The following is an 18,818-nucleotide window of genomic DNA, read 5'->3' as shown; positions in this document are numbered from 1 at the left end:
GAAGCATATCACTTTTCGTCTTCCATTTGATCTTTCAAGTCTGACAACAGTACCTCTATTTTATCTATAATTTGATTGTTAGTTAATGGTGCTTTATATGGCGTATCACTTTCATTTAAAATATCATCATTTCTTAATAACCAATTAAGATCTGCTTCAGGAAATTCTTTAATTATTTTATTTAAGAAATCCATTGATACTTTCTTTCCATTAACATATTGAGATAGCTGAGAATAATTCATGTTAAATTTATCGGCTAAATCACTTAATTTGCCATACTTACTCTTTATTAATTGCTTCAGTTTTTCTTCAAATACCATATTTAGAATAATTATAAATTATACTAATGAGTAAAATATTTTGTTATTATTTAATTATTTGTATATTTTTGTATGTAAATTCACTCAACACATTACAAATATACACAAGCTATGACAAATTTAAACAAATTATATGCATTATATAATATAGAGATGCATAAAGACCAAGAAACTCTCAAAGATCTATTAGAAAATCATCTTCCTAAAGAATATACTAGTAAGGTTATTCAAAAATTAAAAACGAATGAAATCATAGTTGACTCTCAAATGGTTAGAAATACAAAAGCTGGAATTTCAAAAAATATTTTAGTCTTTAATGCCATTATAGAAGTGGCCAAAGAATACAAAATAATGGCTAATCGCTTAAAAAAAAATCTAAAAAATGATAAATAAAAAAAGATAATATCAATTACTCCAGATGTGTTGCCAATTAACCATGGTCTTATCATACTTATAAATACGCAAATCACTAGTACCATAATTAAAAACTCAAAACCTTATCTACAAATGGCTATAAACAAAAAATACCACAAAAGAATCGAAGAAGGCTTTAAAGATATCTTTAAAACCGAAACTCAAAAGGGAAACTTTGATGGTTTAATAACAATTGTTGAAGAACCCATGGTTAGACATCAAATTATTCAATTAGCTAAACTTTGTGAAGAAATACCAGTCAGTGTAACACTTAAAAACACATCCAATGGTGTATTTATTGAATTTTGGTAAATATCCATACAACTTATCATTTGATTGTGAGCAATCAAAATAGACTATTATTATCGAGGGAAGAATAGTCAAAATGAGGCCGTCTTGAAGGACAGCCTCTTTCTTTTAGATTAACATATACACTTTAAAAAGGATAAAGAACATCACTATTACTCTAAATTAGTTAACCAAGAACTTGGTACTTGTTGTATTACCTTTTATATCTGTTGTAAGTAATAAATATATTCCTGGTGCAAAGTTTTGACTTACTGATAATGATTTATTTGATCTTTTATTTTCAAAGGTTTCTTTATATACTTTTTGACCAGCAACATTGTAAATGACTAAACTTGACACTTCTTGTTCGTTAAAATGGACAGTAAATGATCCTTTATTAGGAATTGGAGAAATAAAAACCTTATTAGTCTCCTTTTATTAGATGTCGTCTACTTAATATAATAAAGAACTATAATATAATGTTGTATTTTTTATTTTCATAATAAAAAGAAACTATACAATTAATTTCGTTTTGTTTTCTTCTTAAAACAAAAAAATCCTAAAGCAAATGCTTTAGGATTTTGTGGGCGCGAAGGGATTCGAACCCCTGACCCCTTGGGTGTAAACCAAGTGCTCTGAACCAACTGAGCTACGCGCCCTCGTAATTGGACTGCAAATATAAAGGAGTTTTTAAAACTGCAAAAATTTTTTCAATAAAAATTTAAATTATTTCTGCTACAACAAACGTGCTACCTCCAATAAACACAAAATCATCTTTATTAGAGTTTTTAAGAGCACTTTTATATGCCTCATTAACAGAACTGTAAACTTTTCCTATCAATCTATACTTAGAAAAAAGACGTTGTAACACATTTGCTTTTAAACCTCGTGGAATATTAGGTTTACAAAAATAATAAATAGCTTTTTTAGGAAATAAGTCCATAATAGTACTTAAATCTTTATCATTAACAACTCCTATAATGATATGTAGAGTCTTATAATTCTCATTATGTATTTGATTCATAACATAACTCAAGCCTTCTCTATTATGTCCTGTATCGCAAACGACCTTAGGAGTTTCGTTTATGACTTGCCATCTACCTAATAACCCTGTATTATTAACTGTTTTTAGTAATCCTTCTTTTAAATGTTCTTCAGTAACTTTAAATCCTTTAATATTTAACTCTTTAATAGCCTGAATAACCGTTTTAACATTTTTAGACTGATAGTTCCCTAATAAATCAGTCTCATAGACTTTAATAATCTCTTGATCTGCAAATACTATTTTAGAATTGTTTTTGCATGCCAAGTTTTTAAAAACAGAAGCCGTTTCCTCTTGAGTTTCTCCAATTACCACTGGTATATTTCGTTTTATTATACCTCCTTTTTCAAATGCAATAGCTTCGAGCGTATTTCCTAAAAACTGTGTATGATCTAGCCCTATATTAGTTATTACCGAAACTTCCGGAATTATAATATTTGTGGAATCTAAGCGACCACCCAAACCGACTTCTATAACGGCAATATCAACTTTTTCTCTTGAAAAGTATTCAAAAGCCATGCCTACAGTCATTTCAAAAAACGATAAAGAATTCACCTCAAAAAATACTTTATTTCGCTTTATAAAGCCTGTTACAAATTGTTTACTTACAACGTTACCATTAACTCTAATACGCTCTCGAAAGTCTTTTAAATGTGGCGATGTATACAAGCCAACTTTATATCCTGCTTCCTGTAAAACAGATGCTAGCATATGACTTGTAGAACCTTTTCCATTGGTTCCCGCTACATGAATAGATTTAAAACGCCGCTCTGGATTATTTAGATAATCTGCTAATATTAAAGTATTCGATAAATCTTCTTTGAATGCGGCTTTACCTTGTCGTTGATACATTGGTAATTGAGAAAACATCCAATCGAGTGTATCTTGATACGTCATTTGCTACTGACCTAGTTTGAAATTTACTTTCACAAAACCGATCTGTTTTGCTGGTGCCTTAGAATCTGACCGCCATTTATGGGATAGTGCTATTTTTTTTGCAGGTTCTAATAAACATGGTGCTGTGTTAGTAGTACCTTTAACCCCTGGAACTGCTTGAATAACATTTCCACTTTGATTAACAATAATCTTAACTATAACAAGCCCAGATTCATTACAGTCTTGTTTAAGTTTTTTATATGATGCCGTACCTCGTCCATTTAATCCATAACCAACGCCCCCACTTCCGGTTCCTCGTCCTCCAAAATAACTTGGCGCATAAGGGTTACCATCTAACTGGCCTTTATCCCCTGCTCTGTTATCGTTGCCTTCACTGCCAGTCTCACTCCCTTCAGATTTACTTACGCCTCCTATTAAAGCATCTAACTTTCTTTTTTTCTCTTCTTGTTCCCGCTTTGCTTTTGCTATCCTCTCTGCTTCAGCTTTCGCTTTGGCATCTGCAATGGCTTTCGTTTTTGCCTCCGCTTCTTTTTGTTTTTTAATAGCTATAGATTCATCATTATCTTGTGTCAATACTTCTTCTTTTGTTTCAGAAGCTTTTGCTTTTGTAGGTTCCGCTTTAGAAACATCCGGTTGATGTGGTTGTTCTATTTTTCGAGGTTCCGATTTAACAGGCTTTAAGGGCTGCACTTTCCCTTTGCCAAAATTTGTATTTCCAAAATTTACAGCAACGCCATACTCCTCTGGTGGATCCATATAAGGTGTTCCTACCACAAACAATAATAACAGCAAAATAACAGCAATTAACGTTGTTAATTTTGCTGAATTTTTTTCATGTTTGGTTTTGAAGTATGTCTTCATTAAATAAACGTATTTATTTAGGCTTAACTGCTAATATAACTTTAAACTTATTTCTATTGGCTATATCCATAACCTTAACTACATTTTCTACAGGAACCGATTTCTCAGCTCTTAAAACAATCGTTGGCTTGTCTTTTGAAGATAATGCTGCTAGTAATTCATTTTCTAAAACACTTTCTCCAACTCGCTTCTGGTCTATATAATAAGTTAAATCCTTTTTTATACTTACTGCTACAGATTTCTTATTCTCGGTCTTCCCACTTGCTTTTGGCAACACAATATCAATAGCATTAGTTGTTACTAACGTGGAAGCTATCATAAAAAATATGAGAAGCAAGAATACAATATCTGTCATTGAAGACATATTGAATTCTGGCGTTACTTTATTTCTCCCTCTAAAATTCATACTATGTAGGTTCGTTTAAGTGATCTAAGAATTCTAAAGAATTAGCTTCCATTTGATACACTACTTTATCTGTTTTTACTACCAAATGATTATACGCAATATAGGCTACAATACCCACAATTAATCCTGCCACAGTAGTTGTCATGGCTGTATACAACCCACTTGCTAAAACGTCCATTTGTATAGTCCCTCCTGCATTAGCAAGTTCAAATATCGCTAATATCATACCAATAACAGTTCCAAGAAACCCAATCATAGGACCAGCTCCAGAGATCGTAGCCAAAATACTCACGTTCTTTTCTAAACCATAAATCTCTAAACGTCCAGCATTTTCAATAGCTGTATTAATATCGGCAAGTGGTTTTCCTATTCTTGAAATTCCTTTACCTATTAATCTTGAGACTGGAGAATTAACCTGAGCACATAACATTTGAGCCGAATCAATTTTCCCATTACTAACATGGTCTTTAATTTGATTCATAAAATTTGAATCTACCTGTGACGCTGCTTTAATAGCAAAAATGCGTTCAAAATAAATATAAATGGCTCCAACAAGCAATATAAAAAGCACCCCTATTATAAATTGCCCTGCGGTTCCTCCGCTACTTATTAATTCAATAATTGAGAGCGTTTTTTCAACTGATTCTTCATCGGTAAGTACTTCCGCTCCCTCTTGTGTGGTTTGTAATAATGTGCTAAGCATATAATTTAAATTTATTGCAAATGTATAACGTTTCTTTTTTTACTAAAGTATACAAAAATACTTTTCATCAGCATTCCAGCTTTACTTATTCCTTTTATTTACGAGTGTTAGTGAGTTTTCGATGTTACAAAAATGATAATTTGAAAAAACATCTTTTATTTTAAAACAATGTTCTCGTTACCATAAAAGCTGCAGACCCTACAAGAAACCCGATTAAAGCTAACCAGGAAATCTTTTTTATGTACCAGAAGAAATCTATTTTTTCCATTCCCATGGCCACAACACCCGCAGCAGATCCTATAATTAACATACTTCCCCCTGTTCCTGCAGAAAAAGCAATAAAATGCCATAACTCATGATCTATTGGTTCTGAGAACATACCTAAACTGGCAGCCACTAATGGTACATTATCTATAACTGCAGATCCTACACCTAATAATAACACCACTAAATCTGATACCCCACCAGAATGTAATTCTGTTCCTAACTGAGGCATGGATTCTTGTAACGATGATGCAAATCCAAACAAAATCCCTAAAGATTCTAAAGCTGCAACAGCCATTAATATCCCTAGAAAAAATAAAATGCTTGGTAGTTCTATTTTTGATAATGAATAATGTACTGGACTATGATGTGCATGTGCATCACTTTCTTCAGAGTCAAACTCTGTCATGCTAAATTTAGAGCTACTATATATTTCAGCAAAAATAGCAACCACACCTAGCGATAACATCATACCAACATATGGAGGTAAGTGAGTTACCATCTTAAATATTGGTACAAATACTATAGCTCCTAAACCAAGATAAAGCATGGTACTACTAAACCTTGATTTCTTTTTTTCCTCCACTTCTTCGATTTCCAAATCACCTTTAAATGCCGGCAAAAACGATGCTATAAATGATGGTACTGCCATACATAAAAGTGACGGTATAAATAAATACCCAATTAAATGACCTGTTGTTACTTTTTTACCAATCCATAACATCGTAGTGGTTACATCTCCAATAGGAGACCAGGCACCACCCGCATTGGCCGCAATAATGATTAAACCTGCAAACCAAATACGAACACTTCTGTCTTTTACAATTTTTTGAAGTATTGAAATAAGTACAATCGTAGCTGTAAGATTATCAATTATAGCTGAAAGAATAAATGCTAGAATAGAGAAAATCCATAAAATCTTAGTTTTCTTTTTAGTCTTTATAAAATCTTTTATTGTAGAAAAACCATCGAAATAATCAATAATTTCAACAATGGTCATCGCCCCTAAAAGAAACACTAATATTTCTGAGGTCTTACCTAAATGATGTAGTAATGTCTCTTCCATAAGATGTGTCTTCTCATCTGAGGTCAATGTTCCAAAACTTTCTAATAAAGCATGTTTTGAGGAATCAAACCATTCTGGGAAGCTTTCCAAACCTAATGCAATTAATGCCCAACAAATAGCCATCATGACCAATGCCGGTATAAGTTTGTCAATTTTAATACTGTGTTCTAAAGTAATAGCTAAATAACCCATTACAAATACTAGAATAATTGCTGCTTCCATAAATAAAATATTATATTAATTGATTGAGTGCAATTTCAAATGCTGTTGCACTGATCTCTGTTTTTAGTTTGTTTTTATTATACACTTTCTGTAGTGCATCTCTTATTATATTTGACGTATCATTAAATATAGCCTCATCTGTCATCTCTACTTTACGTTCCATAAAATAGGCAAAGACACGAGCCATTCCACAATTAGAAATAAAATCTGGGATTAAACTTACTCTGTAATCGGTATGTTCCATAATAGTTCCGAAGAAAATTTCCTTATCTGCAAAAGGGACATTGGCTCCACAGGAAATAACCTCTAAGCCACTATCAATCATTTGATCTATCTGATTAAGCGTAATTAAACGAGATGCCGCACAAGGTGCAAAAATCTCTGTTTTTATAGACCAAATCTTATCATTAGCTTCATCAAAAGAAATTAAATCATCACTAACTAATGTATTACCATTTTTTGCAAGAAATAGATTGGTGATTTCTTCAAAAGTAAATCCTTCTTCATTAATTAAACCACCTGAAATATCAATAATACCAACAATTTTAGCACCCATTTGCGATAAGTAAAAAGCTGCCGCTGCTCCTACATTTCCAAAGCCCTGAACCACGGCTTTTTTTCCTTTAACAGAGCCACCATAGATATTATAATATTGTTTAACAGCTTCGGCAACGCCAAAGCCAGTAATCATATCAGCTACTGTGTACTTTCTTAAAACATCGGGAGAATAATTAGAACTTTCTATAACTTTAATAACACCATGCCTCAACTGTCCTATTCTATTTATCTTATCGGCTTCGGTTGGTTTAAAATGTCCATTAAAAACACCTTCTTGAGGGTGCCAGACACCGCTCTCTTCTGTAATTGGAATAACTTCATGTATTTCATCTACATTTAAATCACCTCCAGTACCATAATAACTCTTTAATAAAGGGGATACAGCAGCATACCAACGTTCCAGCACTCCTTTTTTTCGAGGATCTTTAGGATCGAAATTTATTCCTGATTTCGCACCTCCAATGGCAGGGCCAGAAACTGTAAATTTAATCTCCATGGTTTTGGCTAAAGATAAAACTTCATTCATATCTAAACCATTTCGCATACGCGTTCCACCGCCAGCGGCTCCTCCACGTAATGAATTTATTACAGTCCAGCCTTCGGCGTATGTTTCTGGATCTTTCCAATTAAAAACAATTTCTGGTTCTTTATTTTCGTACTTTTTTAATAATTCTTTCATTTCTATTTTTAAGTTGATTCATATATAGCTTACATCTAATTTTTCCGGAGGGTTTTATTAAGTGTAGCTAAAGCTGATTCATGATAAAAATGATTTAAATTATTATTGTAACAAATATAAAAAACAAAAATCCTTTAGGATTAATTTTTCATTATTTTTAAGGTAGATATATTTTGCCCGAACTATGATTTTTTGAAGACCCGGTAACACTTTGTAAGCAATTAACTTCATCTCTTAACTTGAGCACACCTAAAAGCCCGAAAATCAGCGCTTCTTTAAATTCCACAACTGTACTTGAAGGTATTATAATGTTATGCTGCGAATACTGTTTTAGCCTTTCTATTAAGTAATTATTATAAACACCTCCACCAGTAATAAGCACAGAACCTTCTTTCTTTTTATTTATTTCTTTAGCTATTTGAATGGAAATGTGCTCTACAAACGTTTTTAGAATGTCTTTTGTCTCTAATTGAAAAGTATCAATTAAGGGGAAAATATTTTTATTGACCCATTCTAATCCTAAAGATTTAGGATAGTCTTTTTTATAAAAAGCGATGTTATTTAATTTGTTTAACAGCTCATTAGTCACAGTTCCTGTTTCCGCTATTTTACCTCCATCGTCATAATCAATCCCAATTAATTTAGTATAATGGTTTAAAACAATGTTCACAGGACAAACATCGTAAGCAATTCTTTTATCATTTAACTCAGTCGAAATATTTGCAAACCCACCCAAGTTCAAACAAAAATCATATTCAGAAAATAATAATTTATCCCCTATGGGAACTAAAGGTGCTCCTTGGCCTCCAAGTTCAACATCTTGAACTCTAAAATCGCAAACCACCGTTTTATTCAACAGCGCAGCCATCGTAGGTTTATTTCCTATTTGATATGTAATTCCGCTATCTGGCTGATGTAAAGCAGTATGCCCATGTGAGCAAATAACATCGATGTCTTTTATATTATTTACATTGATAAAGTCCTTAATTATACCCGCAAGGTAGTTTGTATAATCGTCATCTATTTGTTGTAGTTTAGTATCGTTATATGAAACTAAATTACGGAGTATCTTTTCCCAATTTGAATTGTAACAAATCGTTTTAGAATGTATAATTTTAAAACGCCATACATTATTATCTATTTCAAACTGCGAATAAATAACATCTACTCCATCTAATGACGTTCCTGACATAACGCCAATAACACTGTACTTATTTTTTATCATATTACGTAAAAATAACGATACTTATTGAAAATATGACACCAAAAAGCTATATTTGTACATATTTTTTATCAAATCAATAATAAATCGAAAAATTATGAACTTTAATCTTTCAGAAGAACATATTATGATACGCGATGCTGCTCGCGATTTTGCACAAACCGAATTACTCCCTGGCGTTATTGAACGCGATAATAAACAAAAATTCCCAAAGGAACTAGTAAAAAAAATGGGAGCATTAGGTTTTATGGGCATTATGGTAGATCCAAAATATGGAGGTAGCGGTATGGACGCCATCTCGTATGTTCTTATTATGGAGGAGTTATCAAAGATAGATGCGTCTGCTTCTGTGATGGTCTCTGTAAATAATTCGTTGGTTTGTTATGGTTTAGAAACTTATGGCTCTGAAGAACAAAAACAAAAATATTTAACAAAATTAGCAACTGGTGAGTTTCTTGGTGCTTTTTGCCTAAGCGAACCAGAGGCGGGCAGCGATGCTACTTCACAAAGAACTACTGCCATAAAAAAAGGGGACCACTACATTATTAATGGTACAAAAAACTGGATTACTAATGGTGGATCTGCCGATGTATATTTAGTAATAGCACAAACCGATAGAGATAAGGGGTCTCATGGTATTAATGCCTTCATTCTTGAAAAAGGCATGGAAGGCTTTCATATTGGACCAAAAGAAGACAAATTAGGTATTCGTGGAAGTGACACACATACACTACAATTTAATGATGTAAAAGTTCCTAAAGAAAATAGGATAGGCGCTAATGGCTCTGGATTTAGATTTGCTATGAAAACCTTATCAGGAGGGCGTATTGGTATTGCTTCACAAGCATTAGGCATTGCATCTGGAGCTTATGAGTTAGCTTTAAAATACTCTAAAGAACGCAAAGCTTTTGGCACAGAAATTTGCAATCATCAAGCCATCGCTTTTAAATTAGCTGATATGTATACCGAAATTGAAGCTGCACGTCACTTAGTTATGAAAGCTGCCTGGGATAAAGATCAAGGCAATAATTATGACAAATCGAGTGCCATGGCGAAACTTTATGCTTCTAAAGTTGCCATGGAACACACTGTGGAAGCCGTACAGATACATGGAGGAAATGGCTTTGTAAAAGAATATCATGTTGAACGCCTTATGCGTGATGCAAAAATTACACAGATTTACGAAGGGACTTCAGAAATCCAGAAAATTGTAATTTCCAGAAGTCTTATAAGAGAATAAAACACTCTATTATCTTAAAACACTGCTTATCAACAGGTTTTAATTTGCTTTTCGCAGCTTACAATAAAATAAAAAACATAAAGTTCAACTATTAATTTTTTGCCGAAAATAATAGTTGAACTTTTTTGTTAAGTATTTTTTAATTTTTCGACAAAACTTCAATAGATTTTTATCTTTAGTAAAAATTATATTTTATGCAAAAAACATATTACGACCCTGCTGACCTAAGAAAATTTGGAAAAATTACCGAATGGAGCGAAGAATTAGGAAATAAATTCTTTGAGTACTACGGCAAAGTTTTTGAAGAAGGCGCGCTCACTGCTCGCGAAAAATCTTTAATAGCATTAGCCGTGGCACATACAGAACAATGCCCGTACTGTATTGATGCTTATACTAAAGATGGTCTACAACGCGGTGTTACAAAAGACGAAATGATGGAAGCCATACATGTAGGTGCTGCTATAAAAAGTGGGGCAACATTAGTGCATGGTGTTCAAATGATGAATAAAGTAAATAAATTAGACGGGTAATAGAGTTTAGAAAGTTGAAGAAATAATTTGAAATAAAAAATAACTCATTAGAAAGTCAAGCCCCAATTTCCGACTTTGTCGGAACCATCAATCTGTAGAAATAATGAACGAAGGAATGGAGGTGCTAAACATAGTTTTAAGCACGTAATTCCGGAAGTGAATGATTCGCAGGAATTTCCTCAGATTGATTTGATTTTTTGGTTCATTTTGTATCAAGACAAAATGAACAATGAAAAAAAATTATGATCTCAGATAATGTAGACATGACAAAAATAAAAACACAATCATTACAAAAACGCGAAAGTGATTTAGCTCAAAGCAACCGGCAATTAGAAATTTTATCTAACGGAATTTTTAAAAATGGTGAATTACCTACTTTTAAGGATAAAATATCTGAAACAAGCCAGTTTCCTTTAAAAGCCAAAAAACTAGAGATTTTACAAATAAACGTGGGATATATGTGCAATCAGGTTTGTGAGCACTGTCATGTAGATGCAGGTCCAGACCGAAAGGAAATCATGACTCGTGAAACCATGCAACAATGTTTGGAAGTTATTAAAAATTCTGGTGCACATACACTTGATTTAACAGGTGGTGCCCCTGAAATGAATCCTGATTTCAGATGGTTTGTTGAAGAAGCTGCTAAAGTGGGTATTAAAGACTTTATTGTACGTTCAAACCTGACGATTATTCGCTCCAATAAAAAATATTACGACTTACCTGAATTCTTCAAAAAGCATAATGTTCACGTTGTAAGTTCTATGCCACATTGGACACGTGGAAAAACAGATAAACAAAGGGGAGATGGTGTTTTCGACAAATCCATAAAAGCATTACAAGAACTTAATGCTGTAGGCTACGGTATGCCTAATAGTAATTTGAGACTAGACTTAGTTTATAATCCATCTGGAGCATTTTTGCCAGGCGATCAAAGGGCTATGGAAAAAGATTTTAAAAAGGCTTTAATGGAAGATTTTAGCATTCAATTTCATAATCTTTTTGCTATCACCAACTTGCCCATTGCACGTTTTCTTGATTATTTAATTGCTTCAGAAAATTACGAAGATTACATGTATCAACTTGTTGAAGCCTATAATCCTGCTGCTGTAGCAAATGTTATGTGTACAAATACATTGTCCATAAGTTGGAATGGGTTTTTATTTGATTGCGATTTTAATCAAATGTTAGAATTACCAGTTAATAGTAAATCAAAGCATATTTCAGAATTTAATGAAGAATTATTAGAAGAGCGAAATATTGTCATTTCACAACATTGCTATGGTTGTACGGCAGGTGCAGGAAGTAGTTGCCAAGGTGTTGTTGCATAAATATCCCTGCAAAGGTGGGAACAACAGTTACGCAAAGCACTAGAGGCGTTGGTTCGTCTTCTAAAACCACAATTCGTGGCGAAGCATCGTTTTTAAATAACAATCCGCTATTTGTCGTAGATGACATTCCTATAAATAACGAAACAGTTTTTAATCTCATCACCAATTAAGCCACTGCCAGATTTCAAGAAATAGATTTTGGAAACGACGTAATGGAAGTCAATCCAGACGATATTGAATCGGTAATCATTTAATGCTGATGCACTTTACGGAACCAGAGCATCAAACGGTGTTATTGTTATTAAAACCAAAAATGACAATAGTAAAAAAGGATTTCAGGTTAGTTTAAATTCATCCGTTTCTATAGATTCTGCTTTTTAAATTACCAGAATTTCAAAACGAATATGGTCAACTATTTTAGGTGATGACAATGGTATTTTAAACTATGAGCATCGTACACTAAATTACAATTATAAACTAACTAACAAATTAATGCAAAACGGATTACTTCCTAAAGAATATGCCAGAACAATTATTACTGGAATTTGCGATAATACAGAAATTCTACCTGACATAGAAAGTAAGGTATAAGGATTCGGTATTCAGTTGTAATTTTATTAAATTTGAGAGACTAAATCGTTATGAAAAACACCTTCCTCTTTTTATTATTTCTTCAAAGCTTTTCTTTGTTTGCACAAAAATCTATTGACAAGTTATTGAAACAATATAACGACAATAGTGTGCCTTATATAACGGTTCAGGAATTGGCAATGCCAAAAACAGATGTTATCATATTAGATTCCAGAGAGTTAAAAGAATACAAAACAAGCCATTTAAAAAACGCCATTCATGTGGGTTACAACCATTTTAAAATAGATAGTGTACAAAAAAAGGTTCCAAATAAAGACGCTAAAATAGTTGTGTATTGCTCGCTTGGAATTCGTTCAGAATCTATAGCAGACAGTCTTAAAAAAGCAGGATATAGATATGTAGAAAATTTATATGGTGGTATTTTTGAATGGAAAAGCAATAATTTTCCTGTTTATAATTCCGCAGAAAAAGAAACAGATAGCATTCACACCTTTTCGAAAGAATGGAGTAAATGGTTAAAAAAAGGTATAAAAGTATATGAATAAAGAACTCGTTATTGTTTTTGTAAAAAACATAAAGCTAGGAAAAGTAAAAACAAGACTCGCCAAAACGATTGGTAATCAAGGCGCTTTTGATGTTTATAGTGAATTAGTTAAAGTAACCGAAGAGGCTACTCAAAATCTTCAAGCAGATAAACGAATCTATTTTTCTGATGCTGTAATAAATACCAAATGGAAAAACGATTATAAAACGATTCAAGAAGGTAAAAACTTAGGCGAACGTATGAAAAATGCTTTTACAAAAGGGTTTGAAGATGGCTACGAACGCATTGTACTTATAGGTTCAGATTTACCTGATATTAGCTTAGAACATATTGAAGGTGGATTAAAAAGTTTAAATAGCAATGAGGTTGTTTTTGGGCCTGCTATTGACGGTGGTTACTACTTAGTAGGAATGACAAAAATGTATCATTCTATATTCAATAATAAACCTTGGAGTGAATCTCACTTACTTGAAGTAACGCTCAAAGACTTAAGTCAAGAAAATATATCTTATACTTTATTAGAAGCTTTAAATGATATTGACACGTTCGAAGACTTAGAAAACTCAGCATTTTATCAATATAATGAATCCCTTCAATTAAAGATTAAATCTTTAATTGAAGACGTATAAATTCATTACATTACATAGCATTTTTTAAAATTAATTTCAAAAAAAATAAGATGATTAAATACATAAACGAAACCACTAAATATCTACAAGACAAAGGTTTTGAATCTCCTGAAATTGGTATCATACTCGGTACAGGATTAGGCCAACTCATCACCGAAATAGACATCATAAAAGAAGTGAGCTATAATCATATTCCTAACTTTCCAACAGCAACGGTTGAATTTCATAAAGGAAAACTAATTTATGGAGAACTTGCTGGTAAAAAAATTATAGTCATGCAAGGGCGTTTTCACTTATATGAAGGCTACACATTACAAGATGTCACCTACCCTGTTCGTATTATGGAAAAGTTAGGTATCAAGACATTATTGGTTTCTAATGCAGCTGGCGCCATTAATTTAGACTTTAAAAAAGGGGAACTAATGCTTATTGAAGATCACATTAATTTACAAGGCAGCTCTCCTTTAGCATTCAAGGGTGTTAGTGAATTAGGAGAACGCTTTACAGATATGAGTGCTCCTTACAATGCTGAAATTAATTCAAAATTTGAAAGCATAGCCAAAGCGAACACTATCAAATTGCACAAAGGTGTTTATGCAAGTGTTGTCGGCCCACAATTAGAAACAAAAGCAGAGTATCGTATGCTAAAAATTATTGGGTCGGACGCTGTAGGTATGAGCACAGTACCTGAAATTATTGTGGCAAATCATTTAAAATTAAAAGCAGCAGCTGTGTCAGTTTTAACAGATGAATGCGACCCAAACAACTTAGCACCCGTTAACATTTCGGAGATTATTGAAAATGCCGCAAAAGCAGAACCCGATATGATAACCTTATTTAAAGAACTTATTAAGACCTTATAATTATGAATAATTATTTAGAAACAACTCACGATGTTTATAAAGAAGCAGCTTTAACACCCGATGTTGGGTTATGTTGCACCACAAACCCAATTTGGGAATTACCTGGTTTAAAAATACCAAAAATCATGCAAGAAATGAACTATGGTTGTGGAAGCACAGTTCATGCTCGCGATTTAACCAACAATCCAAAAATGCTTTATGTTGGTGTTGGTGGTGGTATGGAATTGTTACAGTTCGCTTATTTTAATCGCCAAAAAGGAGGTGTTGTAGGCGTAGATGTTGTAGATGAAATGTTAGAAGCCTCTCGTAAAAATTTTATTGAAGCTGAAGCTCAAAACGAATGGTTTAAAAGTGAATTTGTTGATCTTAAAAAAGGAGATGCCATGAATCTTCCAGTAGAAGATAATAGTATTGATGTGGCAGCTCAGAACTGCTTATTCAATATTTTTAAAGCAGACGATCTTAAAAAAGCTATTGCAGAAATGTATCGCGTTTTAAAACCTCATGGTAGATTAGTAATGAGTGATCCAACATGCGAACAACCTATGAATGATACGTTACGTAATGATGAAAGATTACGTGCTTTATGTTTAAGCGGTAGTTTACCTATTGCAGACTATGTAAAAGCATTAACGGACGCTGGTTTCGGCACTATTGAAATTAGAGCGAGAAAGCCTTATAGAATATTAGATCCTAAAAATTACCCAACAGATGAGTTAATTTATATAGAATCTATTGAAGTTGCTGCTATAAAAGACCCTATGCCTGCAGATGGCCCTTGTATATTTACAGGTAAAGCAGCTATTTATTATGGAGATGAAGATTATTTTGATGATAAAGCTGGACATGTTTTACTAAAAAATCAGCCATTAGCCATTTGTGATAAAACAGCAGGAATGTTAAAGGCATTGAATAGAGATGATATTTATTTTTCAGAATCTACATACCATTATGATGGTGGAGGGTGCTGTTAAGACTGTTTGAAAATCTAATTTTGTCCGTTCGAGCGCAATCGAGAACTAAAATACCTTATTAAACATGAAGGTTTCGGCTGCGTTCAATCGGACATTCAATTCTATTTACTTTTTTAGATCAGGCTCCTTTTTTTACAATACTCTTTAAAACGAAGGTTTTTAATTTTTTTATAACAATTTTCTTTAACATACTTCATATCTACTTAGAACACAATTATAAATTCGTATTATCGTTTTTTTAATCCGAATCTCTTCAATCAACGATCCTTTTCAGGTAATTTTTCATCCTTTAGAGATAAGTTTTTTTATCGAAATTTGTCGACTCATAACAGCCCTTAATCTGAATTAAAATAATGGTAAAAACCCTACTTTTACATAGTAAAACCAACAAATCCCTTATAGTATTTGTTCAAAAAAATAGAACAAACCTTCTTATTAAGCAGATAAATATAGTAACCACTAGCGCGAGTTAGACACTACCCTTTTTACCTTATAATAATAAAGTAGTGAGTAGTGGCGTTATGGATTTGCTATAAATAGCCCCAAAAAAGCCAGAGTGATATCTTTTAAAATTCTAAGAATTTAAAAAAAGTGAGTTTTGGCTTTTTCTTTCCAAGTTGGAATAGCTTAAAAAGTACTCCAAAAATATGCGCAATCGCTTCTTTATCATTTAAATTTATAATTTGTAGTAAGAACTTTCGTTTTATATCGTCAAAAGCATTATAATAAAAAATGCTTTATATGAAGTACATTACAGTTTTGTTCATAATAATTGCTTTATTATCCTGCTCCAGTACAAAAAACATCACAGAAAACACTTCAAAAAACATCAAACAAATTAAACCAATAAAGGTTGACACTGTTGTTGTTAATAAAGAAAAAAACAATGTTATTTTGGAGAAGAATAATATTGACCCAGAAATAAAAAAAGTACCAGAAAAAATAAAATCAACGAAAAATTTTGATCATTCGTCTTGGGATACTTTACTTCAAAAACATGTCTCAAATAAAGGTCATGTTGACTACAAAGCTTTTAAAACGAATCGAAATGAATTAGTAAATTACATTACTTATCTAGGCAACCATATACCACAAGACTCCACGACAAAGGAAGCTAAACTTGCCTATTGGATCAATGCTTATAATGCTATGACCATCGATTTAATTTTGCGATATTACCCCATTAAAAGTATTAAAGACATTAAAAAACCTTGGGAACAACGCTTTTGGAAACTTGGTGAAAAATGGTATAATCTAAATGAAATTGAACATCAAATTTTACGTAAAATGGATGAGCCTCGTATTCATTTTGCTATAGTTTGCGCTTCGTTCTCTTGTCCTAAATTACAAAACGAAGCTTATACGGAATTAGGCATAGATGAACAATTAACCAACGCAACTAAAGAATTCTTAAATGACCCTGAAAGAAATACCATTTCTAAAAACAGTCTTGGCCTCTCAAAAATATTTCAGTGGTTTGCCAAAGATTTTAAACAAACCGGTACATTAATTGATTTTCTTAATCAATACTCAGATATCACAATTTCTGACAAAGCGAAAAAGAATTTTATAGACTATAATTGGAATTTAAATGAGTAAAATATCAATAATTATCCCCATGTTAAACGAAGCAGATCATATTGATAATTTGCTTACTCATCTTTTAGAAAATTCATCGAAAGAAAACATAGCTGAAATAATTATTGTGGATGGCGGAAGTACTGACGGATCTCTTAACATTATTTCAAAATTTAAATCCGTAAAACTCTTCAATTCATCAAAAGGACGTGCCAAACAAATGAATCTAGGAGCCAAACGTGCTACAGGAAGTATTCTTTACTTTTTACATGCCGATTCATTTCCGCCAAAAGATTTCGATACCTTAATTATAAACGAAATCAAAAATGGGAATAAAGCAGGTTGTTTTAGAATGAAATTTAACAGCAATCATTTATGGCTTATACTTGCTGGTCAGCTAACACGTTTACCTTGGAAAATTTGTCGAGGCGGTGATCAAAGTCAATTCGTAACAGTTTCACTTTTTAATGATATTGAAGGTTTTAATGAAGACTTCACGATATACGAAGACAACGATTTTATTGCTAAATTATATGATCGCAAACAATTTGTTGTTATCCAAAAATGGTTAACAACTTCAGCAAGATGTTATTGTACTAATGGTGTATGGAGATTACAGTATCATTTTTTAAGAATTCATCTAAAAAAATGGATGGGCGCAGATGCAGATGAGCTAAACCGTTATTATAGAAAGTATGTTTTTAAATAAAATCAATCTTTATTTCTCCCTTTCTCATCAGGGTATAAAGCTGGTAAATTATCGCTTTGAAAAACTTCTTTTGAATTTAAATCCATTATAGACAACTTCCCTTTAAATGCTGCACCTGTATCGACATTCCATACATTAGCAGCATGCATTGGAATATCTGAATTAAAGTTAGTCGTAGGTGTGTGACCTATATAAATTTCTTTATAATGTTTTAAACGATTAGGGTATAAAATAGAATCTTCTCCTATATTACTGTCCTTATTCAAAACCATTTCCCAAAGGGTTCTATCAAAATAAAGTGTTTCTTTAAACACCTCTTTTTCCACACCATGCATCGAAGTAAAACCTGCATGAACAAATAAACGATTTTCATTATCAATATGGTACAAAGGCATGTTTTCAAAAAACTCTAAATGCTGCTTCTTTTCATCCTTAGAAAAATGGGCATAACTTTCAATGGTTTCCTTTCCTCCATGTATATACCAAATGGGGTTTACATCCTCAGAACTCAACCAGTTTTCACACCAAACATCATGGTTACCTTTTATAAAAACACAATGTATCTTTTGAGATAGTTCTATTAAAAACTCAATTACCTGAGCTGACTCACTCCATCCGTCTACATAATCGCCCATAAAAATAAGTGTATCTTCTTCTTTAACTTCAATTTTATTCAATACTTGAGTTAAAGCTTTTAAACCTCCATGAATGTCTCCGACTGCAAATGTTCTCATTAGCTATTTTTTTTGGTAAAAGTAATTTTTTTTAAAGGTTTATAAAATATATGATCGAAAAATTCTTGCCTATAATTTTACATCTGATTAAGCCTTTAATAATTTAGAATTTCTAATTTCAAAACTTAGAACAAATAAAAAATTACACATTTAATA

21 protein-coding genes, 1 tRNA gene and 2 pseudogenes are annotated in these 18,818 nt (G+C 32.3%); 13 read left to right on the top strand and 11 right to left on the bottom strand.

The window, feature by feature from the left end:
* Window positions 1–8 precede the first annotated feature (8 nt).
* A complete protein-coding gene (locus Q4Q39_RS00790) occupies window positions 9–320 on the bottom strand; it encodes a helix-turn-helix domain-containing protein (RefSeq protein ID WP_303280469.1) in 312 nt (103 codons plus the stop codon).
* A 111-nt stretch (window positions 321–431) separates the two neighbouring features.
* On the opposite strand from Q4Q39_RS00790, the gene Q4Q39_RS00785 reads away from it, so the two are divergent.
* The gene (locus tag Q4Q39_RS00785; protein WP_303280468.1) at window positions 432–713 is read left to right on the top strand and encodes a hypothetical protein; all 282 of its coding nucleotides are present in this window, start codon (window positions 432–434) and stop codon (window positions 711–713) included.
* 114 nt (window positions 714–827) lie between these two features.
* A complete protein-coding gene (locus tag Q4Q39_RS00780) occupies window positions 828–1,046 on the top strand; it encodes a hypothetical protein (RefSeq protein WP_303280467.1) in 219 nt (72 codons plus the stop codon).
* A 159-nt stretch (window positions 1,047–1,205) separates the two neighbouring features.
* On the opposite strand, the gene Q4Q39_RS00775 is transcribed toward Q4Q39_RS00780, so the two are convergent.
* The 9 genes from Q4Q39_RS00775 to Q4Q39_RS00735 form a co-directional block, all read right to left on the bottom strand.
* Window positions 1,206–1,427, bottom strand: coding sequence for a T9SS type A sorting domain-containing protein (locus Q4Q39_RS00775; RefSeq protein ID WP_303281296.1), 222 nt, complete (start codon window positions 1,425–1,427; stop codon window positions 1,206–1,208).
* Window positions 1,428–1,606: 179 nt separating this feature from the next.
* Window positions 1,607–1,681 (bottom strand) — tRNA-Val (locus tag Q4Q39_RS00770).
* Window positions 1,682–1,743: 62 nt separating this feature from the next.
* On the bottom strand, window positions 1,744–2,961 hold the full coding sequence (locus Q4Q39_RS00765; protein WP_303280466.1) for a bifunctional folylpolyglutamate synthase/dihydrofolate synthase: 1,218 nt from the start codon (window positions 2,959–2,961) through the stop codon (window positions 1,744–1,746).
* Window positions 2,962–2,964: 3 nt separating this feature from the next.
* Window positions 2,965–3,822 carry an energy transducer TonB gene (locus Q4Q39_RS00760; RefSeq protein ID WP_303280465.1) on the bottom strand — a complete coding sequence of 286 codons (858 nt, stop codon included), beginning with the start codon at window positions 3,820–3,822 and terminating at the stop codon, window positions 2,965–2,967.
* A gap of 13 nt (window positions 3,823–3,835) precedes the next feature.
* On the bottom strand, window positions 3,836–4,228 hold the full coding sequence (locus tag Q4Q39_RS00755) for an ExbD/TolR family protein (RefSeq protein ID WP_303280464.1): 393 nt from the start codon (window positions 4,226–4,228) through the stop codon (window positions 3,836–3,838).
* A 1-nt stretch (window position 4,229) separates the two neighbouring features.
* Window positions 4,230–4,931 (bottom strand): MotA/TolQ/ExbB proton channel family protein, encoded by a 702-nt coding sequence (locus Q4Q39_RS00750; protein ID WP_303280463.1) that lies wholly within the window; start codon window positions 4,929–4,931, stop codon window positions 4,230–4,232.
* A gap of 160 nt (window positions 4,932–5,091) precedes the next feature.
* Window positions 5,092–6,483, bottom strand: a complete 1,392-nt coding sequence (nhaD, locus tag Q4Q39_RS00745) for a sodium:proton antiporter NhaD (RefSeq protein WP_303280462.1) — start codon at window positions 6,481–6,483, stop codon at window positions 5,092–5,094.
* Between the two features lie 10 nt (window positions 6,484–6,493).
* Window positions 6,494–7,720: a Glu/Leu/Phe/Val dehydrogenase dimerization domain-containing protein gene (locus Q4Q39_RS00740; protein WP_303280461.1), complete on the bottom strand. Its 1,227-nt coding sequence runs from the start codon at window positions 7,718–7,720 to the stop codon at window positions 6,494–6,496.
* Window positions 7,721–7,877: 157 nt separating this feature from the next.
* Complete coding sequence (locus tag Q4Q39_RS00735; protein ID WP_303280460.1) at window positions 7,878–8,945, bottom strand: anhydro-N-acetylmuramic acid kinase; 1,068 nt, start codon at window positions 8,943–8,945, stop codon at window positions 7,878–7,880.
* 94 nt (window positions 8,946–9,039) lie between these two features.
* On the opposite strand from Q4Q39_RS00735, the gene Q4Q39_RS00730 reads away from it, so the two are divergent.
* The 11 genes and pseudogenes from Q4Q39_RS00730 to Q4Q39_RS00680 all read left to right on the top strand — a co-directional run bounded on the left by Q4Q39_RS00730 (window position 9,040) and on the right by Q4Q39_RS00680 (window position 17,928).
* Window positions 9,040–10,182, top strand: coding sequence for an acyl-CoA dehydrogenase (locus tag Q4Q39_RS00730; protein WP_303280459.1), 1,143 nt, complete (start codon window positions 9,040–9,042; stop codon window positions 10,180–10,182).
* A gap of 194 nt (window positions 10,183–10,376) precedes the next feature.
* Window positions 10,377–10,712 carry an arsenosugar biosynthesis-associated peroxidase-like protein gene (locus tag Q4Q39_RS00725; RefSeq protein ID WP_303280458.1) on the top strand — a complete coding sequence of 112 codons (336 nt, stop codon included), beginning with the start codon at window positions 10,377–10,379 and terminating at the stop codon, window positions 10,710–10,712.
* A gap of 272 nt (window positions 10,713–10,984) precedes the next feature.
* Complete coding sequence (arsS, locus tag Q4Q39_RS00720; RefSeq protein ID WP_303281295.1) at window positions 10,985–12,040, top strand: arsenosugar biosynthesis radical SAM (seleno)protein ArsS; 1,056 nt, start codon at window positions 10,985–10,987, stop codon at window positions 12,038–12,040.
* Window positions 12,040–12,452: pseudogene (locus Q4Q39_RS00715) on the top strand (TonB-dependent receptor plug domain-containing protein); the annotation flags it as partial. The gene arsS and the pseudogene Q4Q39_RS00715, both read left to right, overlap by 1 nt.
* Window positions 12,443–12,631 (top strand): annotated as a pseudogene (locus Q4Q39_RS00710) (metallophosphoesterase family protein); the annotation flags it as partial. The pseudogenes Q4Q39_RS00715 and Q4Q39_RS00710, both read left to right, overlap by 10 nt.
* A 50-nt stretch (window positions 12,632–12,681) precedes the next feature.
* The gene (locus Q4Q39_RS00705; protein WP_303280457.1) at window positions 12,682–13,176 is read left to right on the top strand and encodes a rhodanese-like domain-containing protein; all 495 of its coding nucleotides are present in this window, start codon (window positions 12,682–12,684) and stop codon (window positions 13,174–13,176) included.
* Window positions 13,169–13,804, top strand: a complete 636-nt coding sequence (locus tag Q4Q39_RS00700; RefSeq protein WP_303280456.1) for a TIGR04282 family arsenosugar biosynthesis glycosyltransferase — start codon at window positions 13,169–13,171, stop codon at window positions 13,802–13,804. The genes Q4Q39_RS00705 and Q4Q39_RS00700 overlap by 8 nt, the downstream gene beginning before the upstream one ends.
* 50 nt (window positions 13,805–13,854) lie before the next feature.
* Window positions 13,855–14,667, top strand: coding sequence for a purine-nucleoside phosphorylase (locus Q4Q39_RS00695; RefSeq protein ID WP_303280455.1), 813 nt, complete (start codon window positions 13,855–13,857; stop codon window positions 14,665–14,667).
* Between the two features lie 2 nt (window positions 14,668–14,669).
* The gene (gene arsM / locus Q4Q39_RS00690) at window positions 14,670–15,641 is read left to right on the top strand and encodes an arsenosugar biosynthesis arsenite methyltransferase ArsM (RefSeq protein ID WP_303280454.1); all 972 of its coding nucleotides are present in this window, start codon (window positions 14,670–14,672) and stop codon (window positions 15,639–15,641) included.
* Window positions 15,642–16,382: 741 nt separating this feature from the next.
* Window positions 16,383–17,240: a DUF547 domain-containing protein gene (locus tag Q4Q39_RS00685; protein ID WP_303280453.1), complete on the top strand. Its 858-nt coding sequence runs from the start codon at window positions 16,383–16,385 to the stop codon at window positions 17,238–17,240.
* Window positions 17,233–17,928: a TIGR04283 family arsenosugar biosynthesis glycosyltransferase gene (locus tag Q4Q39_RS00680; protein WP_303280452.1), complete on the top strand. Its 696-nt coding sequence runs from the start codon at window positions 17,233–17,235 to the stop codon at window positions 17,926–17,928. Before Q4Q39_RS00685 ends, Q4Q39_RS00680 begins: the two co-directional genes overlap by 8 nt.
* 2 nt (window positions 17,929–17,930) lie before the next feature.
* On the opposite strand, the gene Q4Q39_RS00675 is transcribed toward Q4Q39_RS00680, so the two are convergent.
* Window positions 17,931–18,662 (bottom strand): metallophosphoesterase family protein, encoded by a 732-nt coding sequence (locus Q4Q39_RS00675; RefSeq protein WP_303280451.1) that lies wholly within the window; start codon window positions 18,660–18,662, stop codon window positions 17,931–17,933.
* Between the last annotated feature and the right edge of the window lie 156 nt (window positions 18,663–18,818).

Source organism: Flavivirga amylovorans (assembly GCF_030540875.1).
GTDB lineage: Bacteria > Bacteroidota > Bacteroidia > Flavobacteriales > Flavobacteriaceae > Flavivirga > Flavivirga amylovorans.
This window is presented reverse-complemented; position numbering and strand designations above follow the sequence as displayed.